The 16,422-nt window shown below is 63.5% G+C and carries 16 protein-coding genes; 8 read left to right on the forward strand and 8 right to left on the reverse strand.

Features of this window, described 5'->3' with window-relative positions; translation table 11 throughout:
• Positions 1 to 52: 52 nt before the first annotated feature.
• Positions 53 to 1,168: a cobalamin-independent methionine synthase II family protein gene (locus LVY71_RS17135; protein WP_235101530.1), complete on the reverse strand. Its 1,116-nt coding sequence runs from the start codon at positions 1,166 to 1,168 to the stop codon at positions 53 to 55.
• Between the two features lie 19 nt (positions 1,169 to 1,187).
• Positions 1,188 to 2,051 carry a formyltetrahydrofolate deformylase gene (gene purU / locus LVY71_RS17140; protein ID WP_235101053.1) on the reverse strand — a complete coding sequence of 288 codons (864 nt, stop codon included), beginning with the start codon at positions 2,049 to 2,051 and terminating at the stop codon, positions 1,188 to 1,190.
• A gap of 169 nt (positions 2,052 to 2,220) precedes the next feature.
• On the opposite strand from purU, the gene LVY71_RS17145 reads away from it, so the two are divergent.
• Both LVY71_RS17145 and LVY71_RS17150 read left to right on the forward strand, forming a co-directional pair.
• The gene (locus LVY71_RS17145) at positions 2,221 to 3,066 is read left to right on the forward strand and encodes a uroporphyrinogen-III synthase (protein WP_235101054.1); all 846 of its coding nucleotides are present in this window, start codon (positions 2,221 to 2,223) and stop codon (positions 3,064 to 3,066) included.
• Between the two features lie 209 nt (positions 3,067 to 3,275).
• On the forward strand, positions 3,276 to 5,741 hold the full coding sequence (locus LVY71_RS17150; RefSeq protein WP_235101055.1) for a CaiB/BaiF CoA-transferase family protein: 2,466 nt from the start codon (positions 3,276 to 3,278) through the stop codon (positions 5,739 to 5,741).
• A 129-nt stretch (positions 5,742 to 5,870) separates the two neighbouring features.
• On the opposite strand, the gene LVY71_RS17155 is transcribed toward LVY71_RS17150, so the two are convergent.
• From LVY71_RS17155 to fcl, 4 genes are all read right to left on the reverse strand, one after another.
• Positions 5,871 to 6,332, reverse strand: coding sequence for a secondary thiamine-phosphate synthase enzyme YjbQ (locus LVY71_RS17155; RefSeq protein WP_235101056.1), 462 nt, complete (start codon positions 6,330 to 6,332; stop codon positions 5,871 to 5,873).
• A gap of 14 nt (positions 6,333 to 6,346) precedes the next feature.
• A complete protein-coding gene (locus tag LVY71_RS17160; protein WP_235101057.1) occupies positions 6,347 to 6,766 on the reverse strand; it encodes a DUF1810 domain-containing protein in 420 nt (139 codons plus the stop codon).
• A 61-nt stretch (positions 6,767 to 6,827) separates the two neighbouring features.
• Positions 6,828 to 7,184, reverse strand: a complete 357-nt coding sequence (locus LVY71_RS17165) for a PRC-barrel domain-containing protein (protein WP_235101058.1) — start codon at positions 7,182 to 7,184, stop codon at positions 6,828 to 6,830.
• Between the two features lie 97 nt (positions 7,185 to 7,281).
• Entirely contained in the window at positions 7,282 to 8,223 is a 942-nt protein-coding gene (gene fcl / locus LVY71_RS17170; RefSeq protein ID WP_283842538.1) for a GDP-L-fucose synthase, read from the reverse strand.
• Between the two features lie 353 nt (positions 8,224 to 8,576).
• On the opposite strand from fcl, the gene LVY71_RS17175 reads away from it, so the two are divergent.
• The 5 genes from LVY71_RS17175 to LVY71_RS17195 all read left to right on the forward strand — a co-directional run bounded on the left by LVY71_RS17175 (position 8,577) and on the right by LVY71_RS17195 (position 13,691).
• Entirely contained in the window at positions 8,577 to 9,809 is a 1,233-nt protein-coding gene (locus LVY71_RS17175) for a branched-chain amino acid ABC transporter substrate-binding protein (protein WP_235101059.1), read from the forward strand.
• A gap of 180 nt (positions 9,810 to 9,989) precedes the next feature.
• Positions 9,990 to 10,937, forward strand: coding sequence for a branched-chain amino acid ABC transporter permease (locus LVY71_RS17180; protein ID WP_235101060.1), 948 nt, complete (start codon positions 9,990 to 9,992; stop codon positions 10,935 to 10,937).
• Positions 10,934 to 12,235, forward strand: coding sequence for a branched-chain amino acid ABC transporter permease (locus LVY71_RS17185; RefSeq protein ID WP_235101061.1), 1,302 nt, complete (start codon positions 10,934 to 10,936; stop codon positions 12,233 to 12,235). The genes LVY71_RS17180 and LVY71_RS17185 overlap by 4 nt, the downstream gene beginning before the upstream one ends.
• Positions 12,232 to 12,996, forward strand: coding sequence for an ABC transporter ATP-binding protein (locus LVY71_RS17190; protein ID WP_235101062.1), 765 nt, complete (start codon positions 12,232 to 12,234; stop codon positions 12,994 to 12,996). Before LVY71_RS17185 ends, LVY71_RS17190 begins: the two co-directional genes overlap by 4 nt.
• Positions 12,996 to 13,691: an ABC transporter ATP-binding protein gene (locus LVY71_RS17195; protein WP_235101063.1), complete on the forward strand. Its 696-nt coding sequence runs from the start codon at positions 12,996 to 12,998 to the stop codon at positions 13,689 to 13,691. Before LVY71_RS17190 ends, LVY71_RS17195 begins: the two co-directional genes overlap by 1 nt.
• A gap of 188 nt (positions 13,692 to 13,879) precedes the next feature.
• On the opposite strand, the gene LVY71_RS17200 is transcribed toward LVY71_RS17195, so the two are convergent.
• Complete coding sequence (locus tag LVY71_RS17200; protein ID WP_235101064.1) at positions 13,880 to 14,764, reverse strand: SDR family oxidoreductase; 885 nt, start codon at positions 14,762 to 14,764, stop codon at positions 13,880 to 13,882.
• 98 nt (positions 14,765 to 14,862) lie between these two features.
• Between LVY71_RS17200 and LVY71_RS17205 the strand changes: the two genes are divergently transcribed.
• Positions 14,863 to 15,702, forward strand: a complete 840-nt coding sequence (locus tag LVY71_RS17205) for a helix-turn-helix transcriptional regulator (protein WP_235101065.1) — start codon at positions 14,863 to 14,865, stop codon at positions 15,700 to 15,702.
• A 34-nt stretch (positions 15,703 to 15,736) separates the two neighbouring features.
• Here LVY71_RS17205 and LVY71_RS17210 read toward each other — a convergent pair whose 3' ends face one another.
• The gene (locus LVY71_RS17210; protein WP_235101066.1) at positions 15,737 to 16,411 is read right to left on the reverse strand and encodes a Crp/Fnr family transcriptional regulator; all 675 of its coding nucleotides are present in this window, start codon (positions 16,409 to 16,411) and stop codon (positions 15,737 to 15,739) included.
• Positions 16,412 to 16,422: the final 11 nt, after the last annotated feature.

The following is a 16,422-nucleotide window of genomic DNA, read 5'->3' on the forward strand; positions in this document are numbered from 1 at the left end:
GGTTGCGGTGTTCAAAAATCTGCGAGCCGATGTTGCAGGTCGCAGATTCGCGCTACCTGCCCCACACCTCGGTCGCGATCTCGGCGGTGAGCCGCAGCTTGGCCCATTGCTCGTCCTCGGTGAGGATGTTGCCTTCTTCGGTGGAGGCGAAGCCGCATTGCGGCGACAGCGCGAGCTGATCGAGCGGCACCAGCGCCGCCGCCTCCATCAATCGCTTCTTGATGTCGTCCTTCTTCTCCAGCGCGCCGGTCTTCGACGTGATGAGGCCGAGCACCACCACCTTGTTGCCCTTCGGCAGAAAGCGCAGCGGCTCGAACCCGCCGGCGCGGTCGGAATCGTATTCGAGGAAATAGCCGTCGTAGTTGACGCGCGCCAAAAGCGTCTCCGCCACCGGCTCGTAGCCGCCCGACGCGATCCAGTTCGAGCGGAAATTGCCGCGGCACACGTGCGTGGTGATGGTCATGTCGGCGGGCCGTTCGGCAATCGCGTAGTTGATGACGCGGGCGTAGACCGCCGGCAGGCTGTCGGGATCTTCGCCCCGTGCCCTCAGCTTGGCCCGCTGGTCTTCCGAGCAGAGATAGGCCCATACCGTGTCGTCGAATTGCAGATAGCGGCATCCCGCGTCGTAGAACGCCTGCACGGCCTTGCGCCAGGTCTTCGCCAGATCGACGAAGAAGTCGTCGATGTTCGGATAGGCCTGTTCCGAGACCGCAGCCCGCCCGCCGCGATAATGCAGCAGCGACGGCGACGGGATCGTCATCTTCGCCACGACGCCGGCGAGATCGCAGCGGTCCTTGAGCAGCTTGAAGTGCTCGATCATCGGATGCTTGTCGGGAAAATCGATTTTGCCGGTGACGCGAATGCTTTCACCGCTGGTGACCCGGCCCGCGACCACCGCGCCCTCGGTCTTGTGAAGTTCGCACCCCGCCAGATGTTTCAGGAAATCGAAATGCCACCACACCCGGCGCATCTCGCCGTCGGTGGCGAGCCGCAAGCCGGACTGCTTCTGCTTCTGCACGATCTTGCCGATTTCGAGATTTTCGACGCGCAGCAGTTCGGCGGCGGTAATGGCGCCCTTCTGGAACTTCGCGCGCGCTTCCTTGACCCGCTGCGGCCGCAGCAGACTGCCGACATGATCGGCGCGGAAAGGTGGTCTTGATCTCTGCATCGTCATGCCCGAACCGGCTTTAATCCGTGAACACCACCGTCTTGAGGCCGTTGAGGATCACGCGGTCTTCGAGGTGATAGCGTATGCCCCGCGCGAGCACGCGGCGCTCGATGTCGGCGCCCTTGCGCACGAGATCGTCCGGCGCGTCGCGGTGGCTGATGCGCTCGATGTCCTGCTCGATGATCGGGCCTTCATCCAGCGCGCTGGTGACGTAATGCGCGGTCGCGCCGATCAGCTTGACGCCGCGCTCATGCGCCTGATGGTAGGGTTTGGCGCCCTTGAAGCCCGGCAGGAACGAGTGGTGGATGTTGATGCAGCGCCCGCTGAGCTTGCCGGCGAAGTCTTCCGACAGCACCTGCATGTAGCGCGCCAGCACCACGAGGTCCGTCCTGGTGTCCTGAATGATCTTCCAGACCGCGGCTTCCTGCGCGTCCTTGGTGGCGCGCGTCACCGGCAGATGGTGAAACGGGATATCGCCGAAATCGAGCCCGCTGTAGGTCTCGCGCGGATGATTGGAGACGATCGCGGTCGGGATCATCGGCAGTTCGCCGCGCCGCCAGCGATAAAGAATGTCGGCGAGGCAATGATCGAATTTCGACACCATCAGCAGCACGCGGTGATGCGCGCTGCGGTCGCGCAACTGCCACGCCATCTCGAACGGCTTGGCGATGACGCCGAACCCGGCCTGCAGCGTGGCGAGGTCCGCCGTTGTCGCAGGCGAATCGAACATCACCCGCATGAAGAATTTTCCGGTCTCGATGTCGCTGTATTGCTGCGCGTCGAGAATGTTCTGCCCGTTGGCGAACAGGAAGGTCGAGACCGCCGACACGATGCCGGGACGGTCTGGACAGGACAGGGTCAATACGAATTGCTGTGCAGACATGGGGGGCAGGATCTTGGGGGATCTGGAGGCGGGATGTGGCCCTCCTCTAGCACTCATGCGCAACTTTCGCCAATCCTGAGCAGAACAGGCTGGTCCTCGCCAGCGAGCGGTCATAATCTGCCGGTATTCATGCAACTTTCGTCGCTGAAACGGCACTCCGAAGGGTCCTATGGCTGGCAGACTTGATGGTTACCGAATTCTAATTCTGGAGACGCGCGAGGAAGCGCAGTTTTCCCGCCTGCTCTCCGAGCAGGGCGCGGACGTGCTGCAATGTCCGATGTTCACCATCCACGACGCGCCGGACCCCGCCCCCGTCGAGGCGTGGATCAGGCTGTTCATCGCAAAACCCTTCGACGATCTGGTGCTGATGACCGGCGAAGGCCTGCGCCGGATGATGAAAGTCGCGCAACGCATCGGCGTCGATCAGGATTTCATCGCCGCCATCGGCAAGGCCAAACGATACGCGCGCGGTCCGAAGCCGGTGCGCGCGCTGCGCGAGATCGGCCTTGAAGCAAACGTCCAGACCGAGACGCCGACCTCGGAGGGCGTCGCCGCGATGCTGGCGAAGGAAAACCTCAACGGCCACCGCGTCGGATTGCAGCTTTATCCCGACAAGGATCACGGCAAACTGATTGCCGCGATCACGTCACTCGGCGCGAGCGTCGAGACCGTACTGCCCTACATCTATGACGGTGAGGCGGCGGAGACCAACATCGTCGCCGCCATCGACGAGATGGCGCAGGGCCGCGTCGATGCCATCGCGCTGACAAGTTCGGGACAGGTGCGGCGTCTGATCGAGGTGGCGCGCGCCCACGGCTGCGAGGACAAGCTGCGCGTGGGACTGGCGCAGACGCCGATTGCCTCGGTCGGCCCGGTGGTCTCTGACGAACTGAGCGCGAACGGCCTTACCACCGACATCTATCCCGCCAACGACTCGTTCTTCATGAAGCCGCTGATCAGCGCGATGGCGGTGGCGCTGAACAAAAATCCGCCGCGGGTGGCTCGACAAATTTAGTCGCCATCACCGGGCTTGACCCGGTGATCCATCCTCTTCAAAAAATGCATCTCTAAAAAGATGGATGGCCGGGTCAAGCCCGGCCATGACGACTCGAATTTGTTTGCGCTTTCCACGCGATGTCGTCCCCGCCTTCGCGGGGACAACCCGGTGACGATTGCGCGATTGAACCGGATCGTGCACCTTGTGAAAAAACACACAGGGTCGAAATGCCGTCTCTCCCTCTTTCCCACCTGCGCGTCGTCGAACTTGGATCGGGCGACACGCTCGGCTATTGCGGCAAGCTGTTCGCGGATTTCGGCGCGGAGGTCATCAAGATCGAACCGCAAGGCGGCGATCCGGCGCGGCGTGTCGCCCCGCTGGCCGATGCCGGCGGCGGACAGCGCGAGAGCCTCACTTTCGCGTGGCTCAACACCAACAAGAAAAGTGTCACCGCCGATGCCGAAACGACGGCAGGCGCGGACAAGATTCTCACCCTGCTCGCCGGGGCCGACCTGCTGCTCGATGCGCGGCATCCCGACGAGGTGAAGGCGTCGCTGATTTCGCATGACCGCCTGCGCAAGGCCGATCCCGGCCTCGCCGTCACCGCGATCTCATGGTTCGGCGAACACGGCCCCTATCGCAACTATCAGGCCACCGATTCCGTCTGCCGCAGCCTTGCCGGGCTGGTAAAACTGGTCGGTCCGGTCGAAGGGCCGCCGGTGCTGCCGCGCGACGGCCAGATCGGCGTGATGGGCGGGCTGACCGCGTTCATTCCGAGCCTCGCCGGACTCTACGGACATGCCCACGGCGCGCGGCGCTTCGCGGTCAACAATCTCGAAGCGCTGCTGCATATCAGCGAATTCGACACCGGCCTCGCGCTGGAAGCCGGGTTTACCCGCCCGCGCGCCGGGATCAACCGCTTCGGGCGCGGCTATCCGAGCGGCGCGTTTCAGACCAGACACGGCTGGCTCGGCGTCACCGTGGTGACTCCGGCGCAATGGACGGCGTTCTGCACGTTGCTCGACATGCCGGAGCTTGCCGACGATCCGAACTACAACACCACCATTGCACGCTTCCATCATGCGGATGCGTTGAAGACCATCATCACCCCGGCGCTGCTGACGCAGACCGCGCAACACTGGTTCGAGAAGGGCATCGAACTGCGGCTGCCGCTCGCCATCGTGCCCGACATGCAGGAATTGCTCGAACAGGAGGTGCATCGCAGCCGCGGCGCGTTCGGCACTGTCGAGATCGGCGCTGCATCGTTCGAAGGCCCTGTGCTGCCGCAACACCTCACGCGCGCGAAACCAAAACCGAACGGGCGCGCGCCGCTGGCCGGCGCGGACGACAACACGCCTTTGCCCGCGCACAAGCGAAACGCGACACGCGCGGCGACGCCGCAGGATGCGCTGCCGCTGAAGGGCTTGCGCATCATCGATCTCACCATGGGCTGGGCCGGCCCCACCGCGACGCGCCAGATGGGCGATCTCGGCGCCGACGTTATTAAAGTGGAGTCCTGCCAGTATCCCGACTGGTTTCGCGGCACCGACACGCGGCCGCCCTATCACGAGGAGCGGACCTACGAAAAAACCTACTGGTTCCAGATGAACAACCGCAACAAGCGCGGCATCACGCTGGACCTCACATCCGAAGCCGGTCTCACGCTGCTCAAGCGGCTGATGAAGGACGCCGACGCGGTGATCGACAATTACGCCGCCGACGTGATGCCGCGGCTCGGCCTCGGCGTCGACGAGATTCTAAAAATCAATCCGCGCCTCGTGGTGGTGACGATGCCGGCGTTCGGCATGACCGGAAAATGGAGCGGCGTGCGTGCCTATGGCTCGACGCTCGAGCAGGCGTCCGGATTGCCATCGGTGACGGGCGGCCCCGACGATCCGCCCGTCATGCTGCATGCGGCCATCGGCGATCCGGTCGGCGGGCTGAACGCGGCGGCGGCGCTGCTGCTCGGCTTCATGCATCAGAGACACACCGGCGAAGGCCAGCACATCGATCTCAGCCAGGTCGAATGCATGCTGCCGATGGTGGCGCCGTCGATCCTCGAACAGTCGGCCACCGGCAAGACCAGTCCGCGCATCGGCAATCGTCATCCGCACTATGTGCCGAACGGCTGCTTCCCGACGCTCGGCATCGATCAGTGGATCACGCTGGCCGCGCGGACCGACGGCGAATGGCGCGCGCTGTGCGGCGTGATGCGCCGGCCGGACCTCGCCAATGACGCTGCGCTGGCGTCGATCGACGGACGCCGCGCCCATGAGGACCGCATCGAGGTCGCGATCCGGCAATGGCTTGCCGACGTGCGTCCCGACATCGCGATGGTGACATTGCAGGCGGCCGGCATTCCCGCCGGCATCGCCAAGCTGCCGCAGGATCTCGCCTCCGATCCGCATCTGCTGAAGACCGGCCACTGGCAGCCGAGCGACCGGCCGTTCATGGGTCCGCATCTGTTGCCGTCGGTGGCTTATCGCGAGGGCGACAGCGAGTTGCCCTACCCGATCGTCCATCTCGCGCCGACGCTCGGCCAGCACAACGATGAAGTGCTGCGCGGCGTGCTCGGGTTGAGCGACGCCGAGATCGCGGAGCTTGCGCGCAACGACGTGATCGGCACGTCCGCGACATTGCCGAAGCCGAAAAAGAAAAAGACCGAGGGCCGGACCGCCAGCGCGGCGGGTTAATTTCTTCAACCCGTCATTCCGGATCGGTTTGCGAAGCACACCGACCCGGAATCTCGAAGAGTATCGGAAGCAACTTCTGGATTCGGGGTTCGCTCGCAACAGCTCGCGCCCCGGAATGACGATTGGTATTCAGACTCTGCCCCAACTCCCCATGAACTGCATCACCACCTCGCGGCTGTGCGGCCGCGCGCGATGCTCGATCAAGTAGACCGCCTGCCAGGTGCCGAGCGCGAGCGATCCGCCGATCACCGGTATTTGCAGGTTGGTGCAGGTCAGCATGGTCTTGATATGGGCCGGCATGTCGTCCGGACCTTCCACTGTGTGACGCCAGCCGCCGTCCACCGGCGCGAACCGCCGCAACGATGTGATGAGATCAGCCAGCACATCCGGATCGGCATTTTCCTGAATGGTCAGCGATGCCGAGGTATGGCGGATGAATAGACCGACGCAGCCATTCTGGCCGCCGGTCTCTTTCAGGAATCGCGCGACCTCGCGGGTGATGTCGACAAATCCCTCGCCCTTCGTCGGCACGGTGAGCACCGACGTGGCAATGGTCTCTACCCTGGTCGCATGAACCGGCGTCTGCTTCATGGCGGCATCATCACTTAAAGCCGCGCGGCTGTCGCCGGATCTTCCTCGCCCCCGAAGTATTTTTTCAGCGCTGCGACGAACTCCGCGTTGTCCGCGGTCGCCCGCGCAAACAGCGTCATCGACGATCTGAACTTCATGTCGTCCGGCTGGCCAAGAACCGCAGTGATGTTATTGCCCGCCACGGCGTTCACCAGCCGCGTGCATTCGCGCAGCCTCGGCCCGAGCACCGGATGCGCGAGATAGGCCACGGCCTCGGCAAGCGAGCCGATGGCATAGCGCTGGGCCATCGCGCTGTGTCCGAGGCCCTCGATCTGCGGAAAGACGAACCACATCCAGTGGCTCTGCTTGCGGCCGGCTTGCAGTTCGGACAGCACGCGCGGATAAACCTGCTCCTGCGCGGCGACGAAACGCTCGAGATTGTAGCTGTCGGTCATGGCTCCGCACGGAAAGACGGGCGCACCGCACATCCGGTGCGCCCATGAACGTCCCGGCACTCTACATCGCGACGCCGTAATAGTCGCCCAGCCCCTTGGTGCGCGTGCCGCTCCAGTCCCATTCGCTTTCGTCGGCGTATTTCGGCGCGCCCTTCAGCTTTTCAACCGGAATCATGGTCTGATAGCCGCCGAGTTCGACGTTGTATTTCAGCGACGACCACGGCAGCGGATAGTGATCGTCGCCGATGCCGAGGAATCCGCCGAAGCTGAGCACGGCATACGACACCTTGCCTGTGGTCTTTTCGATCATCACGCGCTCGATCGACCCGATCTTGTCGCCGTCCGCGCCGTAGACCGCGGTTCCGTCGACCTTGTCGCTGCCGATCAAGGTGGATGTTTCACGTGCGTCCTGAGCCATTGTTGCCTCCATCGTTTCGTGACCTGTGAAGCCAACGATGGAGGCGAATGCACGTTCCCCGATGCGGCAAAAACTCCCGAGCGGAACCTGCAGCAGCCTACGGCTTGCCGTGCTCGCGCAAGAATGCGGCGTAGGCGCGCTTCATGCCGTCCTCGAGCGACGTCGAGGCGCGCCATCCGGTTTTCGCGAGCTTCTCGACATCGAGCAGCTTGCGCGGCGTGCCATCCGGCTTGGTCGGATCGAACGCGATCGCGCCGGTGTAGCCCACGGTCTTCGCCACCACGCGGGCGAAATCGGCGATCGAAATATCCTCCCCGGTGCCGACATTGATCAGGCTGCCGTCGGAATAGTTCTTCATCAGATGGATCGAGGCGTCGGCCATGTCGTCGACATACAGGAACTCGCGCCGCGGCGTGCCGGTGCCCCACACCACCACCTCGCGCGCGCCGCTCTCCTTCGCCTCATGGAAACGGCGGATCAGCGCCGCGACGACGTGGCTGTATTGCGGATGATAGTTGTCGCCGGGGCCGTAGAGATTGGTCGGCATGATGCTGATGAAGTCGCTGCCGTACTGGCTGCGATAGGCTTCCGCCATCTTGACGCCGGCGATCTTGGCGATCGCATAGGGCTCGTTGGTCGGCTCCAGCGTGCCGGTCAGCAGCGAATCCTCGCGTAGCGGCTGCGGGGCGAGCTTCGGATAGATGCAGGAGGAGCCGAGAAACAGCAGCTTCTCAACGCCGTGCACATGGGCGGCGTGGATGACGTTGGTGGCGATCAGCAGGTTCTGGTAGATGAACTCGGCGCGCAGGTCGTTGTTGGCGACGATGCCGCCGACCTTGGCGGCGGCATGAAACACGACCTGCGGACGATTGGCGGCGAACCAGCGGTTGGTCGCGGCCTGATCGAGCAGGTCGACCTCGCTTCGCTGCACGGTGAGAATGTCGACGCCTTCGCGGCCGAGGCGGCGCACCAAAGCGCTGCCGACCATGCCGCGATGGCCCGCGACAAAAACGCGCTTGCCCTTCAGGTCAAACGGCATGACGGTCACCGGCCACTACACGCCCCCGGCTCACAAGCGCCGCCTTTGCAATCCTGCATAAAAACGCGCCGCTTGCCGCCGTACACACTTCCGTCATCGCTTTCGCCGCACCGACTAAAAAACAGTCAACATCCCGCAGCGGCATATGCTGGGTATGCCGTGTCAATGCAAGTTAAACGATGGGAGGCCCCGCCCATTTTTACGGAGCGCACATTAAGCATTCCCGGTGCGGGCTCAAGACCGGGCTTGCGAGTCCCGCGGCCTTGGCCCACAATCCACAAATGAATGGCAGGGGTGCGTTGAGGTCATACTCAAGCGCTCACAAAAGCCGTCGGTAATTCAGGGAGAAGATCATGCGAAAATTAGTGTTGGCTGCGGCTTTTGCGTTTCCGCTGTGCGGAACTGCTCTCGCGCAGGAGACCGTGAAAATCGGTTACATCGATCCGCTGTCGGGCGGCGGCGCCAGTGTCGGCGAAATCGGCCTCAAGACCTTCCAGTATCTGGCCGAAGAGCTGAACGCCAAGGGCGGCATTCTCGGCAAGAAGGTCGAAATCGTTCCGCTCGACAACAAGACCAATCCGCAGGAAAGCCTGATCCAGGCGCAGAAGGCAATCGACTCCGGCGTGCGCTACCTCACCCAGGGCAACGGCTCCTCGGTTGCGGGCGCGCTGAGCGACTTCGTCACCAAGTACAACGAACGCAACCCCGGCAAGGAAGTGCTCTACTTCAACTACGCCGCGGTGGACCCGATCCTCACCAACGACAAGTGCAGCTTCGCGCACTTCCGCTGGGACGCTAACTCAGACATCAAGATGGAAGCCCTCACCAACTATATGAAGGGCGTCCCAAGCATCAAGAAGCTGTACCTGATCAATCAGGACTATTCGTTCGGCGAATCCGTGCGCACCACCGCGCGCGCGATGCTGAAGGAAAAGCGTCCCGACATCGAGATCGTCGGCGATGAAAAGCACCCGCTGCTGAAGATCACCGACTTCGCGCCCTACATTGCGAAGATCAAGGCATCGGGCGCCGACACCGTGATCACCGGCAACTGGGGCCAGGACTTCGCGCTGCTGCTGAAGGCCGCCGCCGACGCCGGCCTCAAGGTGGGCTGGTACACTTACTACGCGGGCGGAGCCGGTGGCCCTACCGCCATCAAGCAGGGCAACCTCAACGATCAGGTTTACACGATCGTCGAAGGCGTCGCCAACATCGACCACAAGGAATCGGTCGAGTTCGAGAAGGCGTTCCGGGCGAAGTACAACGGCCAGACCTTCTGGTACCCGCGCGCGGCCAACGAAATGCGGATGCTGGCGCTGGCAGCCGAGAAGGCCAAGTCGATTGAGCCCGTGAAGGTCGCAGCGGCCCTCGAAGGCATGGACTTCAACGTCTTCACCGGCGGCAAGGGCTTCATGCGCAAGGACGATCACCAGTTCTTCCAGCCGATGTATGTCGCCCAGTTCGGCGAAATGAAGAACAAGGAGCCGTTCGACGAAGAGAAGACCGGCTGGGGCTGGAAGGTCGTCGCCAAGATCGACGCCGACAAGACCGTCCTGCCGACCACCTGCAAGATGACCCGCCCGTAACCGGCATCGTCGATGCAATCCCCCTCTCCCCGCTCGCGGGGAGAGGCTTGGGGTCAGGGGCAACTTCATCTGATCCGTCATAGAGCCCCTCACCCGGATTGCTCCGCAATCCGACCTCTCCCCGTACGCGGGACGAGGTGAAGCCAAAGTCGTCCCTCGTTTGAGGCAAGGTGCTGCGCCGTGCTTGAACTGATCGTTATCTCCACATTGAACAGCATCCTGTTCGGCATGCTGCTGTTCCTGATGGCCAGCGGCCTGACGGTGATCTTCAGCATGCTCGGCGTGCTGAACTTCGCGCATGCGAGCTTCTACATGCTCGGCGCCTTCTTCGGATTCCAGATCAGCCGCTGGGTCGGGTTCTGGCCCGCACTGGTGATCGCGCCGCTGCTCGCCGGACTGATCGGCGCGGCCGTCGAGCGCTATGGCCTGCGCCGGGTTCACCGCAACGGCCATGTCGCCGAACTGCTGTTCACCTTCGGTCTGGCCTTCGCCATCGAGGAAGTGGTGCAGATCATCTGGGGCAAGAGCCCGGTCGATTTCCGCGTGCCGCCCGCGCTGGATTTCCCGGCGTTCACGATCTTCTCGACCAACTATCCCGCCTACAAGATGTTCATGCTGCTGGCTTCCATCGCCATCTTCATTGCGCTGCTGCTCGTCCTGAAGCGCACCCGGATCGGCATGATCGTGCAGGCAGCGCTGACCCATCCGCACATGGTCGGCCATCTCGGCCATAACGTGGGACGCATCTTCATGCTGGTGTTCGGCGTCGGCACAGCGCTCGCCGCCGTGGCGGGCGTGATCGCCGGCCCCGCGCTGGTGACACAATCGAACATGGCCGGTCTTCTGGGACCCATCCTGTTCGTGGTCGTGGTGGTGGGCGGGCTCGGCTCGCTGCCGGGCGCCTTCATCGCATCGCTGCTGATCGGCTTCGTCCAGACCTTCGCGGTGTCGATGAACGGCTCGCTCTCGGAAGTGTTCGGCCCGCTCAGCCCGGCCTATGCAACCACCTGGCTGTCGGACATCTGGAACGTCACGGTTGCGCAGGTCGCGCCGGTGCTGCCGTATGTGCTGCTCGTACTGATCCTCGCGTTCCGCCCGATGGGTCTTTTGGGGACGCGTGAAACATGACCGACATTACCGCACGCGTGGCTCCGCCACCGCCGACCGCCAGGGAAAAACTCAAGTTCTACGGGCTCTGGGCCGCAGCCGCGATCCTGCTGCTGCTGCTGCCCAAGGTCTTTTCGTCCGGCGGCTCGCTGACCACGTTCAGCCTGATCGGCATCTCGATCATCTTCGCGCTGTCGTACAACATCCTGCTCGGCCAGACCGGCATGCTGTCGTTCGGCCACGCGGTCTATTACGGCCTCGGCGGCTTCCTCGTTATTCACGCCATCAACATCATCGGCGGCAACAAGTGGCCGATCCCGCTGCCGCTGGTGCCGCTGATCGGCGGCATTACGGGACTGGTGTTCGCCGCCCTGCTCGGCTGGGTATCGACACAACGCTCCGGCACCGCCTTCGCCATGATCTCGCTCGGCGTCGCCGAACTGATCGCCTCCTCGGCGCTGATCCTGCGCACCTTCTTCGGCGGCGAAGCGGGCATTTCCGCCAACCGCACCAAGCTGCTGAAATTCTTCGACTGGAATTTCGGCCCGCAGATCCAGATCTACTATCTGGTGGCGGCATGGACGCTGGTCTGCATGATCGCGATGTACGCGCTGACCCGCACCCCGCTCGGACGGATGTGCAACGCCGTGCGCGACAACCCCGAACGCGTGCAGTTCGTCGGCTACGACCCGCATGTGGTGCGCTACATCGCGTTCTGCTTCTCGGGCTTCTTCGCCGGCATCGCGGGCGCGCTCGCCGCGATCAACTTCGAGATCGCCAACTCGGCCTATCTCGGCGCGGTGCAGTCCGGCACGGTGCTGTTCGCGGCCTATATCGGCGGCGTCGGCTTCTTCATCGGCCCGATCGTCGGCGCCATCTTCGTCACGCTGCTGTCGCTCGGCCTCAGCGATCTCACCACCGTCTGGCAGCTTTATTTCGGCCTGCTGTTCATCGCCATCGTGATGTACGCCCCCGGCGGCATTACCGGCCTGCTGATGATGCACCGTCCGCTGATCCGCGGCGGCACCCTCGGCAAGGTCCTGCCGTCATATGTCATTGCTTTCGTTCCGACGCTGGCGCTGGTGATCGGCCTGATGCTCGGCATCGAGTCGATCGTCCACTACACGATGAATTCGATGGAAGATCCCAACATCAAGGCGTTCGGCATTCCGTTCAATGCCGCAAGCCCGGTGACATGGATGATCTCGCTGGTGCTGGTCGTCGGCGGCTTCTTCGTCGCGCGCATGACCTGGAAACGGGTGGCGCATGCGTGGGATGAGGCGCTGACCGCCGCGCGCGCGAAGGGACTGGCCGCATGACGACAGACGTGAAACCCAACGCCATCGAAATCCGCGACGTCCAGAAAAGTTTCGGCGTCACCAAGGTGATCCGCGACCTCAACCTGAGCGTCGCACAGGGCGAACGCCACGCGCTGATCGGACCGAACGGCGCCGGCAAATCCACCACGTTCAATCTGATCAGCGGCTACATGATGCCGACCAGCGGCGAGGTGCTGCTGCGCGGCGAGTCCATCGTCGGCCTGCCGCCCTACCAGATCAACCGGCGCGGCCTGTCGCGCTCGTTCCAGGTCACCAACGTGTTCGCCAACATGACGGTGTGGGAAAACCTGCGCTGCGCCGTGCTATGGGCGACCGGACAGCGCTACGCCTTCTGGAAGAGCATCGACAAGCTGCCGGAAGTCCGCGAGCGCACCGCGCAGATCCTGGAGGATATCAGCCTCACCTCGCGGCGCGACGTGCCGGCGGGCCTCCTGACCTACGCCGAACAGCGCGCGCTCGAGATCGGCATCACCATCGCCGGCGGCGCGAACGTGATCCTGCTTGACGAGCCGACGGCTGGCATGAGCCACGCCGAGACCGAACGGGCGGTGGCGCTGATCCGCCGCCTCACCGAAGGCCGCACCCTGCTGATCGTCGAGCACGACATGAGCGTGGTGTTCGGCCTCGCCGACCGCATCTCGGTGCTGGTCTACGGCAATATCATCGCATCCGGAACGCCTGAGGACATCCGCAACAATCCGAAGGTCAAGGAAGCCTATCTCGGCGAGGAAGCGGCGTGATGCTGGAAGTTCAGGACCTGCACGCCTATTACGGCAAGAGCCACATCCTTCAGGGTGTCGATATGCATATCGGCGCCGGCGAGGTCGTCAGCCTGCTCGGGCGCAACGGCGTCGGCCGCTCGACCACGGTCAAGGCGATCATGGGCGAAGTCCCACCGCACGGCGTCATCACCTTCAAGGGCAAGAACATCGCCGGACTGCCGAGCTACCGCATCGCGCATCTCGGTCTCGGTTACGTGCCGGAAAATCGCGACATCTTCCCCGGCCTCACCGTGCGGCAGAACCTGCTGCTCGGCGTCAAGGACACCAAGCGTCCGGGCAGGTGGAAGCTCGAAGACATGCTGGAGATGTTTCCGAACCTGAAGGCGCGCGCCGACACCGCGGCCGGCGTGCTGTCCGGCGGCGAGAAGCAGATGCTCACCATCTGCCGCACGCTGATGGGTGATCCCGAACTGATCATGATCGATGAGCCGACCGAAGGTCTTGCGCCGCTGATCGTGCATCAGGTCGGCGACCTGATCGCGGAGATCGCCAGGCGCGGCGTCGCGATCCTGCTGGTCGAACAGAAGCTGTCGATTGCGATGCGCATCTCACACCGTGTCTACGTGATGGGCCACGGCCGCATCGTGTTCGAAGGGACCCCCGCCGACCTCAAGGCCAACCAGGCCATCCGCAAGGAATGGCTGGAGGTTTAGGCAATATCCGCTAGCCCGCAGTTCGTCTTTCACCTCTCCCCGTTTACGGGGAGAGGTCGGAGACTGAGCGAGGCGAAGTCTCCGGGTGAGGGGCAACTTCGGTAAAGAAGCCCCTCCCCCCAACCCTCTCCCCGCAAGAGCGGGGCGAGGGAGCAGCTACGCTCCTCGCAATGACGGTGCGCGTCCATTCACTCCTCGAAATACGCCTTCTGATCGATATCCGTCAGCAGGTCCGGATGAGTCGGCTGCCAGTTCAACCGCTCGCGCGTCCGTTCGCTGGATGCAGGAATGTCCATGCCTGCGAAGCCCTTGAACCAGCCGAAATGATCTGCGGCTTCGTCTTCAGACTTGGAGACCACCGGCACGCCCAGCCCCCGGCCGATGACGCCGGCGATCTCCTTGAACGGCACGCCCTCTTCGGCGACGGCGTGATAAGGACCGTCAACCGCTCCGCGCTCCAATGCCAGCCGGTAAAGACGCGCCGCATCGAAGCGATGCACACCCGGCCAGCGATTTGATCCATCGCCGATATAAGCCGACACACCTTTCTCCCGCGCGAGGTTGATCAGGTGCGGAACGAAACCGTGATCGCCCGCGCCATGGGTCGATGGCGCAAGCCGCACCACCGCAGCCCGCACGCCGCGCGCGGCAACGGTTTCCGCCGCCACTTCCGATAAGCGCGGGAAACCGGGTGCGGGGCTGTCGGCCTCTGTCGCAAGACGGCCGGGCGCAACCAGCGCCAGCCCGGACGTGACCAGTAGCGGCCGCTCCGATCCTTCAAGGACTTCGCCGATTGCCTCGATCGCACGCCTGTCCGCTTCGCAATTCTCCAGGAACTTCGAGAAGTCATGGTTGAACGCCAGATGGATCACGCCGTCGGCCTCGGCTGCGCCACTGCGGAGACTATCGAGATCCTGCATATTGCCGCGACGCACCTGCGCTCCCATCTCGGCGAGCGCCTTGGCCCCCTGATCGGAGCGCGCCAGCCCCAACACTTGATGTCCGGACGCAGCCAACTCGCCAACTACAGCAGACCCGACAAATCCGGTCGCACCGGTCACAAAAACACGCATCAGAAATCCTCCAGAATGAGCGAGGACAACAGTCAGCGCATTTGATATGCTGGTAAAGTAGTGACGTTATACAGGTATAATGACTAACAGGAGCGCGGATGCCTGCCACTCAGGACAACCTGCTGGGCGTCTACCTGAAGGATCGACGCGCCAAGCTCGATCCTGCCGCTTTCGGCTTTTCGTTGAAACGCCGCCGAACTCCGGGCCTGCGGCGCGAGGAAGTCGCGCAGCGCGCCAATGTCAGCGCCACCTGGTACACGTGGCTAGAACAAGGACGCGGCGGCGCGCCGTCGCCCGATGTGCTCGATCGGATCGCGCGCGCCATGATGCTGACCGATGTGGAGCGTGAGCACATTTTCCTGCTCGGCCTGGGACGCCCGCCGGAGGTCCGCTATCAGGCACCGGAAGGCGTCACGCCACGATTGCAGCGCGTGCTCGACTCGCTGGAGGTCAGCCCGGCCTTTGTAAAAACCCCGACATGGGATGTCGTCGCCTGGAATCGCGCCGCGACGGTGGTGCTGACCGACTACAGCACCCTCGCGCCGGAGCAGCGGAATATCCTGCGCCTCATCTTCCGCGACTCGCGCGTCCGCACCGTGCAATCCAATTGGGAGCATGTCGCGCGCTATGTGGTGGCGGCGTTTCGTGCGGACGCTGCGCGCGCCGGGGCCACGCACGAAATTCAATCCCTCGTCGAGGATCTTTGCAGGCTCAGCCCGGAGTTCGAAACGATGTGGCGCGACAACGACGTTCGCACCTACGGTGACGGCGCGAAAATCCTGCATCACCCCGTCGCCGGGCCGCTCGCGCTGGAATATTCGGCCTTCGCCGTCGATGGCCGGCCCGATCTCGGCATGGTGATCTACAATCCGGCGACGCCGGCGGATGCCGACAAGATCAGGGCGCTGCTGAAGACGAAACGGAAGGCGGCGCGGTAACACAGCTTCATTGCGGCTTCTCGCAATGCGGGCTTTACTCCCCGTAGCCGCGCAGCTTCTCAAGATCGACCACCGTCACGCCGCCGTACTCGACGCGAAGCAGGCCCTCCTGCTCCAGCGTCTTGAGGCACTGGTTGGCGTTCTGCCGCGAGATCCCGGAAATCGCGCCGAGCTCCTCCTGGGTGATCTCCAGATGGCGGCTGACATCCGGATAAAGGATCGGGTTGAACAGCGACGCCAGCGAGCGGGCGAGACGCGCTTTCGCATCGAGCATCCGGCCATGTTCCACCAGCCCCATGAACTGGCCGAGACGTTCGTTCAGCAGCCCGACCAGAAAGCGGTTGAACGCGACGCTGTTCTCGAACAGCCACATGAAGGTCGCGCGGTCCATCAGCGCAAGCCGCGTATCGCGCAGCGCCACCGCATCGTAGCGCCGCGCTTCGTTCTTCAGCACCGTGCCCTCGCCGAACCATGCGCCATTGGTCATGCCGGTGAAACTGACCGCCTTGCCGTCGCGCGAACCGGTTCCGATCCGCACCAGGCCGGTGACGACGCCCATCCAGTATTCGAAGTGATCGCCGCGCATACAGATGAATTCGTTGGCCTTGAACGAACGCTCGACGATTCCTGCGCGGGCGACTTCGGCCTCCCGCTCGGTCAGGTCGCGCGACCAGACCGCGATGCGTCTCAGGTAATCCGTCGTAATCATGCTTCTCTAAC

Origin of the sequence: Bradyrhizobium sp. G127 (assembly GCF_021502575.1) — a bacterium.
Lineage (GTDB): Bacteria > Pseudomonadota > Alphaproteobacteria > Rhizobiales > Xanthobacteraceae > Afipia.

Bases quoted from the DNA above. Each gene is read 5' to 3' on its own strand.
- purU (WP_235101053.1), bottom strand. From the start codon at position 2,051: ATGTCTGCACAGCAATTCGTATTGACCCTGTCCTGTCCAGACCGTCCC.
- LVY71_RS17185 (WP_235101061.1), top strand. From the start codon at position 10,934: ATGACCGACATTACCGCACGCGTGGCTCCGCCACCGCCGACCGCCAGG.
- LVY71_RS17150 (WP_235101055.1), top strand. From the start codon at position 3,276: ATGCCGTCTCTCCCTCTTTCCCACCTGCGCGTCGTCGAACTTGGATCG.
- LVY71_RS17205 (WP_235101065.1), top strand. From the start codon at position 14,863: ATGCCTGCCACTCAGGACAACCTGCTGGGCGTCTACCTGAAGGATCGA.
- LVY71_RS17165 (WP_235101058.1), bottom strand. From the start codon at position 7,184: ATGGCTCAGGACGCACGTGAAACATCCACCTTGATCGGCAGCGACAAG.
- LVY71_RS17190 (WP_235101062.1), top strand. From the start codon at position 12,232: ATGACGACAGACGTGAAACCCAACGCCATCGAAATCCGCGACGTCCAG.
- LVY71_RS17160 (WP_235101057.1), bottom strand. From the start codon at position 6,766: ATGACCGACAGCTACAATCTCGAGCGTTTCGTCGCCGCGCAGGAGCAG.
- LVY71_RS17145 (WP_235101054.1), top strand. From the start codon at position 2,221: ATGGCTGGCAGACTTGATGGTTACCGAATTCTAATTCTGGAGACGCGC.
- LVY71_RS17175 (WP_235101059.1), top strand. From the start codon at position 8,577: ATGCGAAAATTAGTGTTGGCTGCGGCTTTTGCGTTTCCGCTGTGCGGA.
- LVY71_RS17135 (WP_235101530.1), bottom strand. From the start codon at position 1,168: ATGCAGAGATCAAGACCACCTTTCCGCGCCGATCATGTCGGCAGTCTG.
- LVY71_RS17210 (WP_235101066.1), bottom strand. From the start codon at position 16,411: ATGATTACGACGGATTACCTGAGACGCATCGCGGTCTGGTCGCGCGAC.
- LVY71_RS17195 (WP_235101063.1), top strand. From the start codon at position 12,996: ATGCTGGAAGTTCAGGACCTGCACGCCTATTACGGCAAGAGCCACATC.
- LVY71_RS17200 (WP_235101064.1), bottom strand. From the start codon at position 14,764: ATGCGTGTTTTTGTGACCGGTGCGACCGGATTTGTCGGGTCTGCTGTA.
- fcl (WP_283842538.1), bottom strand. From the start codon at position 8,223: ATGCCGTTTGACCTGAAGGGCAAGCGCGTTTTTGTCGCGGGCCATCGC.
- LVY71_RS17155 (WP_235101056.1), bottom strand. From the start codon at position 6,332: ATGAAGCAGACGCCGGTTCATGCGACCAGGGTAGAGACCATTGCCACG.